The sequence below is a fragment of the Streptomyces sp. NPDC005195 genome (assembly GCF_040608315.1).
Lineage (GTDB): Bacteria > Actinomycetota > Actinomycetes > Streptomycetales > Streptomycetaceae > Streptomyces > Streptomyces kaempferi.
The window spans coordinates 1-15,391 of record NZ_JBEXHZ010000007.1 but is presented as its reverse complement, the minus strand read 5'-3'; the positions used below and the strand labels follow the sequence as shown (position 1 = coordinate 15,391).

Sequence of the window (15,391 nt, the reverse complement as noted above, 5' to 3'; positions counted from 1 at the left end):
GAGGGGGTCCGATGGCCGATGAGGCCGCATACACCGATGCAAGCGATCAGGACCTCCTCGCCCGTCACGTGGACGGCGATCCGGAGGCCTTCGGCGAGATCGTGCGGCGTCACCGTGACCGGCTCTGGGCGGTGGCCCTGCGCACGCTGGGAGACCGTGAGGAGGCCGCTGACGCCGTCCAGGACGCACTGGTCTCCGCCTATCGGGCCGCCCACACCTTCCGTGGCCAGTCGGCCGTCACGACCTGGCTGCACCGCATCACCGTGAACGCCTGCCTGGACCGCGCCCGCAAGGCCGCCTCCAGGAAGACCTCCCCCGTCGATGACACCGAACGTCTGGAACAGCTCCTAGAGCCCCACGAGTCCGCCTCCGCTCCGGCAGAGCGCAACGACCTGCACCGCGAACTGGTGACGGCCCTGAGCACCCTCCCGGCCGACCAGCGCGCCGCCCTCGTCCTCGTGGACATGCAGGGCTACCCCGTCGCAGAGGCGGCCACCCTCCTCGACGTACCCGTCGGCACGGTGAAGAGCCGCTGTGCCCGGGGCAGAGCCAGACTGCTCCCACTCCTCACCCACCTCCGGTCGGAGAACAGAAGCAGCAAGAGCAGCAACAAATCGGAGGGTGGAAGGAACCGGACGCAGGGGGCATCCGTCCCACCGGCAGCGGGACCGCACGACGCGGGTCCCCATGACGCAGGGCCAAGCGATTCAGCTGCTGTGAAGGGCGGAGGTGGGCGAGCGTGACATCCACGACGGATACGGCCGGGCACCCGGATGTCGCGGAGATCTCCGACCTCACCGAAGGTCTGCTCCCGCCCTCCCGTACCGCGGACGTTCGACGGCATCTGGACGACTGTGCCCTCTGCGCCGATGTGTACGACTCCCTGGAGGAGATCCGTGGGCTGCTCGGCACCCTGCCTGGGCCGACGCGCATGCCCGACGAGGTAGCCGGCCGGATCGATGCCGCACTGGCCGCAGAGGCGCTGCTGAGTGCCGCGACGCCGGATCACACGTCAGAGGACGGCGATCAGGGCCTCACTGTTTCACGTGAAACATCAGCCACGGATTCACGTGAAACGTCGGCCGCGAGTGCCTCCGGTACGCAGTCCGGCTCCGGCTCTGCCCCTTCCGTGAGTCGTCCCTCGGGACACTCCCACGCGGCCACTGGCCCGGGCCGTTCTCATCGGGGACGTCCAGGACGCCACAAGGTGGCCCTCCTCGGTACAGCGTTCACCGCCGCCGCCCTGGGGCTGGGCGCGATCCTCTTTCAGACGTTGGGCGATGACGGCGTCGGCAAGAGCCCTCAGACGGCAACGCAGCAGAGGTCGAAGGACACCTATTCCGAGGGAACGCTGCAGACCCGGGTCACCGACCTTCTCGCGAAGAACAAGAACGGCCGGGACCGCTCGGGCGGCTCGAAGCATCCGTGGGGAGTCGAGTCCAACGGAGCGGACAACGGGTCCGGCGGAGTGGACACCTTGATCACGCCTGCTGTGCAGATCCCCGGCTGCATCCAGCAGGGGACCGGAAGCACCGGCACCGTTCTCGCCGCGGAAAAAGGCACGTACAAGGGAACGAGTGTCTATCTCGTCGTGCTGCCGGATACCTCCGACAGCACGAAGGTCACGGCGTACCTCGTCGACGCGGGCTGTGAGGAACCCGGGGGAACCTCCCCCGGCAAGCTCCTGCTGACCCACTCGTACACCCGCTCCTGAACGCGTGCCCGTAGAGTCCCCCCTTCCCCCGGAATCCCATGGGATCTCTGTACGGCACCCCATCTCCGTGTGCCCGGACACAGCGGGAATGCACGCCCCTTAGGATCCGTTGGGTGGGGTGAGAGTTCTGAGAGAGGCTCCCACCAGCAGTACGTAGCAGTCTCCAGAGACGAGGAATGAAGCCGTGAGCGACGTCCGTAACGTGATCATCATCGGGTCCGGGCCTGCCGGCTACACGGCAGCGCTCTACACCGCGCGCGCGTCGCTGAAGCCGCTGGTCTTCGAGGGCGCCGTCACCGCGGGTGGCGCGCTGATGAACACCACCGAGGTGGAGAACTTCCCCGGCTTCCAGGACGGCATCATGGGCCCCGAGCTCATGGACAACATGCGCGCCCAGGCCGAGCGCTTCGGCGCTGAGCTGGTACCGGACGACATCGTCGCCGTCGACCTGTCGGGCGAGATCAAGACGGTCACGGACACCGCCGGAACCGTGCACCGCGCCAAGGCCGTCATCATCACCACGGGCTCGCAGCACCGCAAGCTGGGCCTGCCCAGGGAGGACGCCCTCTCCGGACGCGGCGTCTCCTGGTGTGCCACCTGCGACGGCTTCTTCTTCAAGGACCAGGACATCGCCGTGATCGGCGGCGGTGACACCGCGATGGAGGAGGCCACCTTCCTCTCCCGCTTCGCCAAGTCCGTGACGATCGTCCACCGTCGTGACAGCCTGCGTGCCTCCAAGGCCATGCAGGAGCGGGCCTTCGCCGACCCGAAGATCAAGTTCGTCTGGGACAGCGAAGTCGCCGAGATCGAGGGCGACCCCAAGCTCTCCGGCTTGAAACTGCGGAACCTGAAGACCGGTGAGATCTCCGACCTGTCGGTGACCGGTCTCTTCATCGCGATCGGCCACGACCCGCGCACCGAGCTCTTCAAGGGCCAGCTCAACCTGGATGACGAGGGCTACCTCAAGGTCGAGGCGCCCTCGACCCGCACAAACCTCACCGGAGTCTTCGGCGCCGGTGACGTCGTCGACCACACGTACCGCCAGGCCATCACCGCGGCCGGCACCGGCTGCTCCGCCGCCCTCGACGCCGAGCGCTACCTCGCCGCCCTCGCGGACAGCGAGACCGCCGCGGCTGCCGCAGTCTGACCCCCGTCCGCCCCACCGCACCAACCAGCTAAGGAGCCCGCCGTGGCCGGCACCCTCAAGAACGTGACCGACGATTCCTTCGAGCAGGACGTCCTCAAGAGCGACAAGCCTGTCCTGGTGGACTTCTGGGCCGCCTGGTGCGGTCCGTGCCGCCAGATCGCGCCGTCCCTCGAAGCGATCGCCGCCGAGTACGGCGACAAGATCGAGATCGTCAAGCTCAACATCGACGAGAACCCGGGTACGGCTGCCAAGTACGGCGTCATGTCCATCCCGACCCTGAACGTCTACCAGGGTGGCGAGGTCGCCAAGACCATCGTCGGTGCCAAGCCGAAGGCCGCGATCGTGCGGGACCTCGAGGACTTCATCGCCGAGTAGCAGACGAGCAGCCGCACCCACGCGGCGCGTGTTTCACGTGAAACACGAATGGGCCAGTCCTTTCCGGGCTGGCCCATTCGCTTTGTCGTCCCAGACACCGATCACAGGTACAGAACCCCGACCACGGGCCGCGCCACTATCTACAACGGGCGGAGCGCCGGTTCCTTCTGTACGACCCCGAGGAGACGGTCCAGCGCCATCTCCACGTCTTCCTTCCAGGAGAGCGTCGTCCGCAGCTCCAGCCTCAGACGCGGGTAGGCGGGGTGGGGCCGCACGGTTTTGAAGCCCACCGCCAGGAGATGGTCTGCCGGCAGTAGACAGGCCGGTTCCCTCCAGCGTGCGTCCCCGAAAGCCTCGATCGCCTTGAAGCCCCGGCGCAGCAGATCCTTGGCGACCGTCTGGACCATCACCCGGCCCAGTCCCTGGCCCTGGTAGCCAGGCAGGATGAAGGCGGTCATCAGCTGGACGGCGTCCGGTGAGACCGGACTCGTGGGGAACGCGGTGGCGCGGGGAACATACGCCGGGGGTGCGTACAAGACGAAGCCCACCGGCACGTCGTCCACGTACACCACGCGGCCACAGGAGCCCCATTCCAGCAGGACCGCGGAGATCCACGACTCCTTCTCCAGCTCGGAGGTTCCCGCCTTTACCGCGGCTTCCCCCGTGACTGGGTCCAGCTCCCAGAAGACGCACGCCCGACAGCGCTGGGGAAGATCTGGAAGGTTGTCCAGCGTGAGCGGTACGAGCCGACGCCCCATGAAGGATGTTCCTCGCTTCCTTCGCCCGCGGCGCCGCGGGCGGCAGTCAGAGCGCTTCGCTCCCTGAGCAGGCTACCGACGAACCCGCCGACCGCCGCCAGGCTCAGACCCGCGGTCACCAGTCCGGTACGGCTCACGCTGTGCATGGCCCCTGCCTCCCCGATGAAGGTGCCTCAGGTGGATACGCCGTACCCGATCGCATCGTATCCACGATGCGATTCCATCGATACCGTCAGAAAGCAAAGAGCGGGCCGTGTTCCGGTACACACCGGACATGACCCGCTCTTGTGGTCGGTGGATCCGAGATCTCCCGACCGGGATGCTCAGTCCTCCGTGTTCTCCGAGTCCTCCGGGTCGCCGTCCAGGAGGCTCCTCTGCAGGACGGGTCCTTCGCCCGGGGCCAGAGACCCGAGGATCCGCTCGAGATCGTCCATCGAGGCGAACTCGACGGTGATCTTTCCCTTCTTCTGTCCCAGGTCGACCTTCACCCGCGTCTCGAAGCGGTCTGAGAGACGCGTGGCGAGATCACTGAGCGCCGGGGAGAGCCGAGCGCCCGCCCGGGGCCCCTTGGACCGCGGAGCGGTCTGCGGCCGGGACCCCATGAGGGTGACGATCTCCTCGACGGCCCGCACCGACAGCCCTTCGGCCACGATGCGGTGGGCCAGCCGGTCCTGCTCCTCCGAGTCAGCCACGGAGAGCAGGGCCCGCGCGTGACCCGCGGAGAGAACTCCGGCAGCCACGCGACGCTGGACCGCCGGCGAGAGCTTCAGCAGACGCAGGGTGTTGGAGACCTGGGGGCGGGAGCGCCCGATACGGTCTGCCAGCTGATCGTGCGTGCAGTTGAAGTCCTGGAGCAGCTGGTCGTAGGCGGCTGCCTCTTCCAGCGGGTTCAGCTGGGCGCGGTGCAGGTTCTCCAGCAGTGCGTCCAGGAGGAGCTTCTCGTCCTCGGTGGCGCGCACGATCGCCGGAATGGCGTCCAACCCGGCTTCACGGCAGGCCCGGAAACGCCGCTCGCCCATGATGAGCTCGTAGCGCGTCGGCCCCACCTGGCGCACGACGACGGGCTGGAGGAGCCCGACCTCCTTGATGGAGGTGACGAGCTCGGACAGGGCGTCCTCGTCGAAGACCTCACGGGGCTGACGCGGGTTGGGGGTGATGAAGTCGAGCGGTAGCTCCGCGAAGTGCGCACCGACCGGCGCGGGAAGCGTCTCCGGGCCTCCGCTCGCGGCAAACTCGTCGGCTTCTTGTGAAACCGATGGCAGTGTGGCCACCTTCGCCACGGCCACTCCCCGTTCCGCGGTGAGCACGGGCGCGCCCGTCGGTGAGGTGGAGAGTCCACCTACCGGCGAGGAAGCCGCCCTCTCCCCTGTCGGAGCCGCAGGGATCAGTGCGCCGAGACCCCGCCCCAGCCCTCGTCGTCGCTCGCTCACTGGATCCCCTCCACAATGTTCTGACTGTTCTGTCCGCCCACATGGGCGTTCTGTGGGTCGTAGGCCATACCCACTCCTCGGAGAGCGATTTCTCGTGCGGCCTCAAGATACGAGAGGGCACCACTCGACCCTGGATCGTAGGTCAGCACCGTCTGTCCGTAACTGGGGGCCTCGGAGATACGGACCGAGCGAGGAATGCTCGTCCGCAGCACCTCCTCGCCGAAGTGGCTGCGTACCTCGTCCGCGACCTGGGACGCCAGGCGGGTCCTGCCGTCGTACATGGTGAGCAGGATCGTCGATACATGAAGGTTCGGGTTGAGGTGCCCCCGTACCAGATCGACGTTGCGCAGGAGCTGTCCCAGCCCTTCCAGCGCGTAGTACTCGCACTGGATGGGGATGAGGACCTCCGCACCCGCGACCAGCGCGTTGACCGTCAGGAGGCCGAGCGACGGCGGGCAGTCGATGAGGATGTAGTCCAGCGGCTGCTCATAGGCCTGGATCGCTCGTTCCAGTCGGCTCTCCCGCGCGACCAGGGACACCAGCTCGATCTCCGCACCGGCGAGATCGATCGTGGCCGGGGCGCAGAAGAGTCCCTCCACATCGGGGACCGGCTGGACGACCTCGGAGAGCGGTCTGCTGTCGATCAGCACGTCGTAGATGGAAGGAACCTCGGCGTGGTGATCGATACCCAGCGCGGTGGAAGCGTTGCCCTGAGGGTCGAGGTCGATCACGAGGACACGACCGCCGTGCAGGGCCAGCGAGGCGGCAAGATTGACCGTGGTGGTGGTCTTACCGACCCCGCCCTTCTGGTTGGCGACCACCATGACGCGGGTTTGCTCAGGCCGGGGCAGGCCCTCGCCGGCGCGACCTAGCGCCTCCACCGCCAATTGGGCAGCACGACCGATGGGAGTGTCGTCCATCGGAGGCGGTGTTTCACGTGAAACATCCGCCCCCATCGACTCGGTACGGGGACCGGGGACCGGATCGGTCATCGGTCCCGCGATGTTGGCGTCGGACCGCAAGGATTCACTCTCCTCGACTTCAGGCTCGCAATGAACAGAGCCTCCCATGCCTTCGGGGTCGTGAACCAGCGAGGCCCGTGCTTCTGTGGAGAAATCCACCTCTGTGGACACCTCCACCCCCTCTCGGAGTGAACCAAGAGGTTGCCGATCGCGGGGTTCGGCCGCGGCGCGGCCGCGACTGATGATGCCGTGCAACAGTGAGCGACGTTTCACGTGAAACACGATGCAAGGCCGCCACGGCCACGACGGCGCGACACTCCGAGGGACATGGTGGGGCAGCTTGTGTGGAGTACGGCTCGCCGTCAGGACGGATCAGCCGCAGTGACGAAAAACTCCCGGCTCCGCACGCCGGAGCCGGGAGTCCAGGTCGACCGGTCTCGCGGGGTCAGCGGCGGCGCCGCGTTCGGCCGGTGCGCGCCGCCTTGGCTCGCTTGGCCGCGAAGCGCACACCGCCCGGACTCTCCCCGACCTCGACACGCACGACGGTGGAGAGGGGATCAACCACTCCCTCGCCGACGTGAAGGACGGAGGTCTTCACCGCACCGAGCTTACTGAGTGCCGTTGTGGCGCTCTTCAGCTCCTCCTCCGCGGTGTCACCCTTCAGCGCGAGCATCTCGCCGTACGGGCGCAGCAGGGGGATCCCCCACGCCGCCAGACGGTCCAGAGGCGCCACAGCGCGGGCCGTCACCACGTGCACGGGGGGAAGCTTGCCCATGACCTCCTCTGCACGGCCACGGACAACCGTCACATGGTCGAGTCCGAGCAGCTCCACGACCTCGGTCAGGAAGTTCGTGCGCCGCAACAGCGGCTCAAGGAGCGTGATCTTGATGTCCTCGCGGACGAGTGCCAGCGGAATACCGGGCAGCCCGGCGCCCGAGCCGACATCGCACACCGTCACGCCCTCGGGTACGACCTCCGAGAGCACCGCGCAGTTCAGCAGGTGCCGCTCCCACAGTCGGGGCACTTCACGCGGGCCGATCAGACCCCGCTCCACTCCGGCCTCCGCCAGGAGCTCCGCGTACCGGACCGCGTCCGCGAAGCGATCACCGAATACCTCGCGCGCCTGCTCGGGCGCGGGAGGAAGCTCCGCTGCCTCCGTCACGGGGGACCGTCCTTCCGTACCGCTTAAGCGCACTGAGCGCTGACCACCAGGACTATCAGGCTGACAAAGTTCGGCCCCGCCTGCTCAACAGACGGGGCCGGAGGAACATACGTACCGATCAGGCGGGAAGTACGACGACGAAGCGCTCCGGCTCCTCGCCCTCGGACTCGCTGCGCAGACCCGCGGCCTTCACCGCGTCGTGGACCACCTTGCGCTCGAAGGGCGTCATCGCCTTCATCTTCACCGGCTCGCCGGAGCTCTTGACCTCGGCCGCTGCCTTGGCGCCGAGCTCGGAGAGCTCCTCACGCTTCTTGGCCCGGTAGCCCGCGATGTCCAGCATCAGCCGGCTGCGGTCCCCGGTCTCCCGGTGGACGGCCAGGCGTGTGAGCTCCTGGAGGGCCTCAAGCACCTCGCCGTCACGGCCGACGAGCTTCTGCAGATCGCGGCCGGCTACGTCGCTGATGATCGAGACAGCGGCGCGGTCGGCTTCGACGTCCATGTCGATGTCGCCGTCGAGGTCGGCGATGTCCAGCAGACCCTCGAGGTAGTCCGCCGCGATCTCGCCTTCCTGCTCCAGGCTGGTCAGGGTGTCGCCCTCGGCGGCGGCGGAGGTGGTGCCTTCCGTCACGGGATGGACTCCTTCTTACTTCTTGGACGGGGACTTGGGCCGTTGCGGGCCCTTGCGCTGTCCGGACTGGGCTTTGCTGCGGGCACCGGCGCCCGGCTTGCTGCCGCCGCCTGCCGGCTTGGGGGCGGCTTGGGCGTCCTGTGGCTCGTCGGACTTGATCAGCGAGGTCTTCGGCTCGGGCTCGTCCGCCGTCTTCGCCGTACCGGTCGTCGTGCTCGACTGGCGCTGGGACTTGGACTGGCGCTTCGGCTGCTGGCGCTTGGGAGCACCGCTGCCAGTGGTGATCGTGGTGCCGTCCTCGTTCTCGACGACCGCCGCGCTGTCGCCCTTCATCACGGCGCCGTCGGGCTCGGCGACGAGACCCGCCTTGGTCAGGCCGTTGATGAACTTGCGCTCGAACTCGTTCCGGTCGCGGCCCTTGCCGACGATCGTCTTGATGATCGTCTTCTCGCGCCGGTTGCGGCTCTTGCCGTGGTGCGTGACGTGCTTCTGCAGGCGCTCCAGGTACGCGGCCTGGGCCTTGGAGCCCGGAGTCGGGTTGTTGCGGATGACGTACATCTGCTGGCCCATGGTCCACACGTTGGTGGTCAGCCAGTAGACGAGGACACCGACCGGGAAGTTGATGCCGAAGACGGCGAACATGACCGGGAAGACGTACATCAGCATCTTCTGCTGCTGCATGAAGGGCGTCTTCACCGTGGTGTCGACGTTCTTCGTCATCAGCTGACGCTGGGTGTAGAACTGCGAGCCCGACATCAGCACGATCATGATCGCGGTGACGACACGGACGTCCGTGATCTGGGCGTGGAGCTGGGCGACCTTGTCGGCGCTGTCGGTGAACTTCGCGGCGAGCGGGGCACCGAAGATGTGCGCGTTACGGGCGCTGGCGAGCAGCTGATCGTCGATGACGCCGATCGTCTTGCCCGTCGCGATGCCGTTGAGCACGTGGTAGAGGGCGAAGAAGAACGGGGACTGCGCCAGGATGGGAAGGCACGAGGAGAGCGGGTTGGTACCCGACTCCTTGTACAGCTTCATCATCTCTTCGGACTGACGCTGCTTGTCGTTCTTGTAGCGCTCCTGGATCTTCTTCATCTCGGGCTGCAGGGTCTGCATGGCCCGAGTGGCCTTGATCTGCTTCACGAAGAGCGGGATCAGGCAGATACGGATCAGGATCACCAAGGACACGATCGACAGGCCCCAGGCCCAGCCCGTATCGGGACCGAAGATCTTCCCGTACACGGAGTGGAACTGGACGATGACCCAGGAAACGGGTGTCGTGATGAAGCTGAAAAAACCGGCAATCGTGTCCACTAATCAAGCTCCTTGAGCATGGGACGGAGTCTCGGCGGCCGGGCCCGGGGCAGTGGTCTCCCCGGTGGCCGGTTCGGCGGCGGAGGTTCCGCCCTTGCGTGCGCGCCAGGCGTCGCGCACCAACTCGTGCCATCGCGGACGCTTGCGCGGCGGGACATGGTCCACACCGCCCAGCGACCAGGGATTGCACCGGAGGATGCGCCAGGCGGTGAGTGCCGTTCCCTTGATCGCACCGTGGCGGTCGATGGCCTGGTAGCCGTAGTGGGAGCACGACGGGTAGTACTTGCACACCGGCCCCAGCAGCGGGCTGATCGTCCACTGGTAGAGCTTGATGAGAGCCAGCAGCGGGTACTTCATCGCGCGCCCCCTCCCAGCAGCCGCTGAAGAGCGGCATCCAGGTCTTGGGCCAGCTGTTCATGGTCGGCGTCGCCCGCACCGGGCAGCGCTCGTACGACTACCAGGCTACCGGGGGCCAGCAGACCGACCCGGTCACGCATCAGATGGCGAAGCCTGCGCTTCACCACGTTGCGTACGACGGCTCCACCCACGGCTTTGCTCACGACGAAACCCGCACGCGTCGGGGGAGCGCTCTCCCCAGGCGCGTGCGGGTCCGTTGCACCGCTACGAAGGTGGACGACGAGGAGCGGGCGTCCGGCCCGGCGTCCTCGGCGTACCGCGGTCGCGAAGTCCTCGCGCCGCCTCAGCCGATGCTCGGAAGGCAGCACGTCATGACCTGTAACTGATCAGGCGGACAGGCTCGCGCGACCCTTGCCACGGCGGTTCGCGAGAATCGCGCGGCCGGCACGGGTGCGCATCCGCAGGCGGAAGCCGTGGGTCTTGGCGCGACGACGGTTGTTCGGCTGGAAGGTGCGCTTGCTCACTCGGGGGCTCCAGAAAGAATCGGTGGTGGCGGGGTGCCGTCCTGGCTGTCACCGTGCGCCCACGAGTAGCTCGCATTACGCCCGAGTGCACCGCTTCCCGATCGCTGTTCGCGATCTGTGCCCATCGGAGGCAGGCGGCAGCAGCCATCGACAACTCGACCTGGTTACGGTACGCGCGGCTGCGCCATTCGGTCAAACCAGCACCTGGCGAGAGACACTGTCCACAGGCTGGGGACAACAACTTGAACCACAGCGGTCGCCCTGACTACCGTGGCTGAACTCCGATTCGTTCCCTTCCCCCCGCCCGAGCGGTTCTGTTCCCCGTCCCACCCGACTGACTTCCCAACCTGTTCCCAGAACCACACGTTCGTGGGACCCGTGAGAGAGCGTGCCCTGTGGCTGACGTACCTGCCGATCTTGCCGCAGTGTGGCCACGCGTACTGGAACAACTCCTCGGTGAGGGCCGCGGGCAGGGTGTCGAGGTCAAGGACGAGCACTGGATCAAACGCTGCCAGCCCCTGGCCCTGGTCGCGGACACCGCCCTGCTCGCCGTTCCGAACGAGTTCGCGAAGGGCGTACTGGAAGGACGCCTCGCGCCGATCGTCAGCGAGACGCTGAGCCGTGAATGCGGGCGCCCGATCCGTATCGCGATCACCGTCGACGACTCGGCCGGCGAGCCCCCGCCGCCTCCCGTCCAGCCCCGGTACGACGAGTCCGACCCCTCCTCGGCCGCGGGCCAGGGCCGCGACCCGTACGACGGCCAGGGCGCCGAGGACCGCAACCCCTACGGCGGCCAGGGCCGCGATGAGCGCCCGGGCTATGACTCCCAGGGGCGCGACGACCGCAACGGCTACGACTCGGGCCGTGACGATCGCAACACCTACGACACACAGCGGCGCGAAGGTTACGAGGGGTACGGGCGCCACCGCGCCGACGCCCGACGCGACGACCGCCGCGACGAACGGCGTGAGGACCACCGCGGCGAACACCGGGGAGGCCGCGCCGACCAGCTGCCCGGCGCACCCGGCGACCAGCTGCCGCCCGGCCGCTCCGACCAGCTGCCGACCGCCCGCCCCGCGTACCCGGACTACCAGCGTCCGGAACCCGGCGCCTGGCCCCGGCACAGTCAGGACGACTACGGCTGGCAGCAGCAGCGCCTCGGCTTCCCGGAGCGCGACCCGTACGCCTCGCCGTCGCAGGACTACCGACCGCAGTCCCTGGAGCGCCCGCCCTACGAGCAGCAGCGCCAGGACTACGACCAGCCGCGCTCCGACTACGACCAGCGTCCCGACCGCCGCGACCTCCAGGACCCGTCCTCGGGCGGCGGCCACCTGCACCGCGGCGGCCCCTCGCTGCCGGGTTCCGGCGGTGCCCCGGGTCCGCTGGCCGCCAAGCCCGCGCCGGCCTCCGGTCCGGGTGAGCCCACCGCGCGCCTCAATCCGAAGTACCTCTTCGACACCTTTGTGATCGGTGCCTCGAACCGCTTCGCGCACGCCGCCGCGGTCGCCGTCGCCGAGGCGCCGGCGAAGGCGTACAACCCGCTCTTCATCTACGGGGAGTCGGGTCTCGGCAAGACGCACCTGCTGCACGCGATCGGGCACTACGCCCGCAGCCTCTATCCGGGCACCCGCGTGCGGTACGTGAGCTCCGAGGAGTTCACCAACGAGTTCATCAACTCCATCCGCGACGGCAAGGGCGACAGCTTCCGCAAGCGCTACCGCGAGATGGACATCCTGCTGGTCGACGACATCCAGTTCCTGGCGGACAAGGAGTCGACGCAGGAGGAGTTCTTCCACACCTTCAACACGCTCCACAACGCGAACAAGCAGATCGTGCTCTCCAGCGACCGGCCGCCCAAGCAGCTGGTGACGCTGGAGGACCGGCTGCGGAACCGTTTCGAGTGGGGGCTGATCACGGACGTCCAGCCGCCCGAGCTGGAGACGCGTATCGCGATCCTCCGCAAGAAGGCGGTGCAGGAGCAGCTCAACGCCCCGCCGGAGGTCCTGGAGTTCATCGCGTCGCGGATCTCGCGCAACATCCGCGAGCTGGAGGGCGCGCTGATCCGGGTGACGGCGTTCGCGTCGCTCAACCGGCAGCCGGTGGACCTCGGCCTGACGGAGATCGTCCTGAAGGACCTCATCCCGGGCGGCGAGGACTCGGCTCCGGAGATCACCGCGCCCGCGATCATGGCGGCCACCGCCGACTACTTCGGTCTGACGGTGGACGACCTGTGCGGGTCCTCGCGCAGCCGGGTCCTGGTGACCGCACGCCAGATCGCCATGTACCTGTGCCGTGAACTGACCGACCTGTCACTGCCGAAGATCGGTGCCCAGTTCGGCGGCCGCGACCACACGACCGTCATGCACGCCGACCGCAAGATCCGCGCGCTGATGGCCGAGCGCCGCTCGATCTACAACCAGGTCACCGAGCTCACCAACCGCATCAAGAACGGCTGACGGACGCGGCCTCACGCCGGCCGAGGCGCCCCCGGGACACGCTCCCGCGGGCGCCTTCCGTTTCTCCCCGCCGTCCCGGGCGTCCCCGGCGCCACCGCTCCCGCCGTCCCCGTGGGGGTCACCGCGGGCGTCCCCGCGGCTCGGCTCCCCACGTCTCCAGGCCGCCGCTCCCCGCGCGTTCGTCCCGTTCTCCTCGGTCTGCCAAGCGCTTTCGAGAGCTTCCGCCACCCGCGCCGCCTCCGCCCCACGCGCGTTCCGGCTTCGCCCCACGCCCCCGGGAGCGCCGCCGGGCACCCTCCGCGACGCCGTTCCGGCCCCCTCCGAGGCACTCCTCGTCCGCTTTCAGCGGCCGCCCGGCGTCGTTCAGACGTCATGCCCTCGGCACCGTCTGTTCGAATACGCGCAGGGTTACGGCCACTCTCCACAGATTCGGTGACTTTCTGACGTCCACACCCTGGGGACCACGAAGTTGTCCCGATCGTGTCCACAGGGGGTGCGGTCGTAGGACCATCGGTCCAGGTCAGCCCCCTGTGGATTCGTGGACGAACGTTCTCCACAGACTGTGGACAAAGAAATGATCCACAGGGTGTGCGTGGAGTTGTCCACCGGCAACCCACAGGTCAGCGCCTGTTGTCCCCAGTGAATCCCAGCTTCTCCACACCTCTGTCCACTGTTCGGCAACAAGACGCGCCCTCTCACCGTGTCGAGTGAAAGGCGTCACACCGAGGTGCCAGGTTGGCCTGTGGGGAACGTGGGTAAAGCTGGGGACGGCGCTGGGGAGAAGTGGCCCGAGGCTGTGCATCGTGTGTGCAGAACTTTTCGCCATCCACAGATGCCCCCGGTTTTCCACCGCCTCCACCCACAGGGTCGGTGGACAAAAAATCCAGGCTGACCTGCGAAAACAGGGTTATCCACGGTTTCCACAGGGCCTACTACTAAGACCAACTAGAGAGAGCCTGAGAACCGTTTCGAAGTGGGGGCTGTGCACAACTCGCTCCCGGAGCCCTGACTGCCGCTCGGCACGACTTGACCCCGAGGGGCACCGACTGTCAGTGCGGTGCGTCAGACTGTTCCCCGGTGTCCTTCCCCTCACAGGGTCGAAAGACACCGAGTCAGACGACGAAGGCCAGCAGGGCGAGAGCGCCGGCAACAGACGGAGGCGGCAACGGTGAAGATCCGGGTGGAACGCGACGTACTCGCGGAGGCAGTGGCCTGGGCGGCTCGCAGCCTCCCGGCCCGTCCGCCGGCGCCTGTGCTCGCCGGCCTCCTTCTGAAGGCCGAGGAGGGCGCCCTGAGCCTCTCCAGCTTCGACTACGAGGTCTCGGCGCGTGTCTCCGTCGACGCGGAGGTCGAGGAGGAGGGCACCGTCCTGGTCTCAGGCCGCCTGCTCGCGGACATCTGCCGGGCCCTCCCCAACCGGCCGGTGGAGATCTCCACAGACGGTGTACGGGCGACCGTGGTCTGCGGCTCCTCCCGGTTCACCCTCCACACCCTGCCTGTGGAGGAGTACCCGGCGCTGCCGCAGATGCCGGGGGCGACCGGCACCGTCCCGGGCGAGGTCTTCGCCTCGGCCGCCGCGCAGGTGGCCATCGCCGCCGGGCGCGACGACACGCTTCCCGTCCTCACCGGTGTGCGCATCGAGATCGAGGGCGACACGGTCACGCTGGCCTCCACCGACCGCTACCGCTTCGCGGTCCGCGAGTTCCTGTGGAAGCCGGAGGACCCGGACGCGTCCGCGGTCGCCCTGGTGCCCGCCAAGACGCTCCTGGACACCGCCAAGGCCCTCACGAGCGGCGACAGCGTGATCCTGGCGCTGTCCGGCTCCGGCGCGGGCGAGGGCCTGATCGGCTTCGAGGGCGCAGGGCGGCGTACGACCACCCGGCTGCTCGAAGGCGATCTCCCGAAGTACCGCTCGCTGTTCCCCACGGAGTTCAACTCCATCGCCGTCATCGAGACAGCCCCCTTCGTGGAGGCCGTCAAGCGTGTGGCCCTGGTCGCCGAGCGCAACACCCCGGTGCGGCTGAGCTTCGAGCAGGGTGTGCTGATCCTGGAGGCCGGCTCCAGCGACGACGCACAGGCTGTGGAAAGGGTCGACGCCCAACTGGAGGGCGACGACGTCTCGATCGCCTTCAACCCGACGTTCCTGCTCGACGGTCTGAGCGCCATCGACTCCCCGGTCGCGCAGCTGTCGTTCACGACGTCCACGAAGCCCGCGCTGCTGAGCGGCAGGCCCGCCCTGGACGCCGAGCCGGACGAGGCCTACAAGTACCTGATCATGCCGGTGCGCCTGTCCGGCTGAGGCCCTGAGCCCGCCCGCCGACCCGGTCGGCGGGCGGATCCGCAGGTGGGGCGTAACGCCTGAGCGGCTATGCCCACAGGTGTGCGTGAGCGTCCGGGTTTAGGCTCGGACGCAGGTACGAAAGTGCCCTCACGCCACGTCGCAAACCTAAGGAACAACTGATGGAGCTCGGTCTCGTCGGCCTCGGCAAGATGGGCGGCAACATGCGCGAGCGGATCCGCCGCGCAGGCCACACCGTCATCGGATACGACCGCAACCCGGAACTCGC

General features: G+C 67.9%; 16 protein-coding genes. 7 read left to right on the top strand and 9 right to left on the bottom strand.

Going from position 1 to position 15,391, the window contains the following annotated elements; all coding sequences use genetic code 11:
* Positions 1 to 11: 11 nt before the first annotated feature.
* The 4 genes from sigM to trxA all read left to right on the top strand — a co-directional run bounded on the left by sigM (position 12) and on the right by trxA (position 3,236).
* Positions 12 to 743, top strand: a complete 732-nt coding sequence (sigM, locus tag ABZV34_RS10630; RefSeq protein ID WP_356273338.1) for an RNA polymerase sigma factor SigM — start codon at positions 12 to 14, stop codon at positions 741 to 743.
* Between the two features lie 464 nt (positions 744 to 1,207).
* Positions 1,208 to 1,714: a hypothetical protein gene (locus ABZV34_RS10625; protein WP_356273336.1), complete on the top strand. Its 507-nt coding sequence runs from the start codon at positions 1,208 to 1,210 to the stop codon at positions 1,712 to 1,714.
* 184 nt (positions 1,715 to 1,898) lie between these two features.
* Positions 1,899 to 2,861 (top strand): thioredoxin-disulfide reductase, encoded by a 963-nt coding sequence (trxB, locus tag ABZV34_RS10620; protein ID WP_356273334.1) that lies wholly within the window; start codon positions 1,899 to 1,901, stop codon positions 2,859 to 2,861.
* Positions 2,862 to 2,903: 42 nt separating this feature from the next.
* Positions 2,904 to 3,236: a thioredoxin gene (trxA, locus tag ABZV34_RS10615; RefSeq protein WP_007383275.1), complete on the top strand. Its 333-nt coding sequence runs from the start codon at positions 2,904 to 2,906 to the stop codon at positions 3,234 to 3,236.
* Between the two features lie 140 nt (positions 3,237 to 3,376).
* On the opposite strand, the gene ABZV34_RS10610 is transcribed toward trxA, so the two are convergent.
* The 9 genes from ABZV34_RS10610 to rpmH form a co-directional block, all read right to left on the bottom strand.
* The gene (locus ABZV34_RS10610; RefSeq protein WP_356273332.1) at positions 3,377 to 3,994 is read right to left on the bottom strand and encodes a GNAT family N-acetyltransferase; all 618 of its coding nucleotides are present in this window, start codon (positions 3,992 to 3,994) and stop codon (positions 3,377 to 3,379) included.
* A 323-nt stretch (positions 3,995 to 4,317) separates the two neighbouring features.
* The gene (locus tag ABZV34_RS10605) at positions 4,318 to 5,424 is read right to left on the bottom strand and encodes a ParB/RepB/Spo0J family partition protein (protein ID WP_356273330.1); all 1,107 of its coding nucleotides are present in this window, start codon (positions 5,422 to 5,424) and stop codon (positions 4,318 to 4,320) included.
* Positions 5,421 to 6,494 carry a ParA family protein gene (locus tag ABZV34_RS10600; protein ID WP_356273675.1) on the bottom strand — a complete coding sequence of 358 codons (1,074 nt, stop codon included), beginning with the start codon at positions 6,492 to 6,494 and terminating at the stop codon, positions 5,421 to 5,423. Before ABZV34_RS10600 ends, ABZV34_RS10605 begins: the two co-directional genes overlap by 4 nt.
* Before the next feature lie 337 nt (positions 6,495 to 6,831).
* On the bottom strand, positions 6,832 to 7,548 hold the full coding sequence (gene rsmG, locus ABZV34_RS10595; protein WP_356273328.1) for a 16S rRNA (guanine(527)-N(7))-methyltransferase RsmG: 717 nt from the start codon (positions 7,546 to 7,548) through the stop codon (positions 6,832 to 6,834).
* Positions 7,549 to 7,666: 118 nt separating this feature from the next.
* The gene (locus ABZV34_RS10590) at positions 7,667 to 8,176 is read right to left on the bottom strand and encodes a R3H domain-containing nucleic acid-binding protein (protein WP_356273326.1); all 510 of its coding nucleotides are present in this window, start codon (positions 8,174 to 8,176) and stop codon (positions 7,667 to 7,669) included.
* 15 nt (positions 8,177 to 8,191) lie between these two features.
* Entirely contained in the window at positions 8,192 to 9,487 is a 1,296-nt protein-coding gene (gene yidC, locus ABZV34_RS10585) for a membrane protein insertase YidC (protein ID WP_356273324.1), read from the bottom strand.
* A gap of 3 nt (positions 9,488 to 9,490) precedes the next feature.
* Positions 9,491 to 9,844: a membrane protein insertion efficiency factor YidD gene (gene yidD / locus ABZV34_RS10580; RefSeq protein WP_356273322.1), complete on the bottom strand. Its 354-nt coding sequence runs from the start codon at positions 9,842 to 9,844 to the stop codon at positions 9,491 to 9,493.
* A complete protein-coding gene (rnpA, locus tag ABZV34_RS10575) occupies positions 9,841 to 10,212 on the bottom strand; it encodes a ribonuclease P protein component (RefSeq protein WP_356273320.1) in 372 nt (123 codons plus the stop codon). Before rnpA ends, yidD begins: the two co-directional genes overlap by 4 nt.
* An 18-nt stretch (positions 10,213 to 10,230) precedes the next feature.
* On the bottom strand, positions 10,231 to 10,368 hold the full coding sequence (gene rpmH / locus ABZV34_RS10570) for a 50S ribosomal protein L34 (protein WP_006381191.1): 138 nt from the start codon (positions 10,366 to 10,368) through the stop codon (positions 10,231 to 10,233).
* Between the two features lie 395 nt (positions 10,369 to 10,763).
* Between rpmH and dnaA the strand changes: the two genes are divergently transcribed.
* From dnaA to ABZV34_RS10555, 3 genes are all read left to right on the top strand, one after another.
* Complete coding sequence (gene dnaA / locus ABZV34_RS10565) at positions 10,764 to 12,824, top strand: chromosomal replication initiator protein DnaA (RefSeq protein ID WP_356273318.1); 2,061 nt, start codon at positions 10,764 to 10,766, stop codon at positions 12,822 to 12,824.
* Positions 12,825 to 13,992: 1,168 nt separating this feature from the next.
* A complete protein-coding gene (dnaN, locus tag ABZV34_RS10560) occupies positions 13,993 to 15,123 on the top strand; it encodes a DNA polymerase III subunit beta (RefSeq protein ID WP_356273316.1) in 1,131 nt (376 codons plus the stop codon).
* Between the two features lie 161 nt (positions 15,124 to 15,284).
* Positions 15,285 to 15,391: NAD(P)-binding domain-containing protein (locus ABZV34_RS10555; protein WP_356273673.1), on the top strand; the 107-nt coding region annotated here is incomplete at its 3' end.

What these genes read in the sequence shown, in the direction of transcription:
- sigM (WP_356273338.1), top strand. Translation starts at nt 12, where the DNA reads ATGGCCGATGAGGCCGCATACACCGATGCAAGCGATCAGGACCTCCTC.
- ABZV34_RS10610 (WP_356273332.1), bottom strand. Translation starts at nt 3,994, where the DNA reads ATGGGGCGTCGGCTCGTACCGCTCACGCTGGACAACCTTCCAGATCTT.
- ABZV34_RS10600 (WP_356273675.1), bottom strand. Translation starts at nt 6,494, where the DNA reads ATGGGAGGCTCTGTTCATTGCGAGCCTGAAGTCGAGGAGAGTGAATCC.
- yidD (WP_356273322.1), bottom strand. Translation starts at nt 9,844, where the DNA reads ATGAAGTACCCGCTGCTGGCTCTCATCAAGCTCTACCAGTGGACGATC.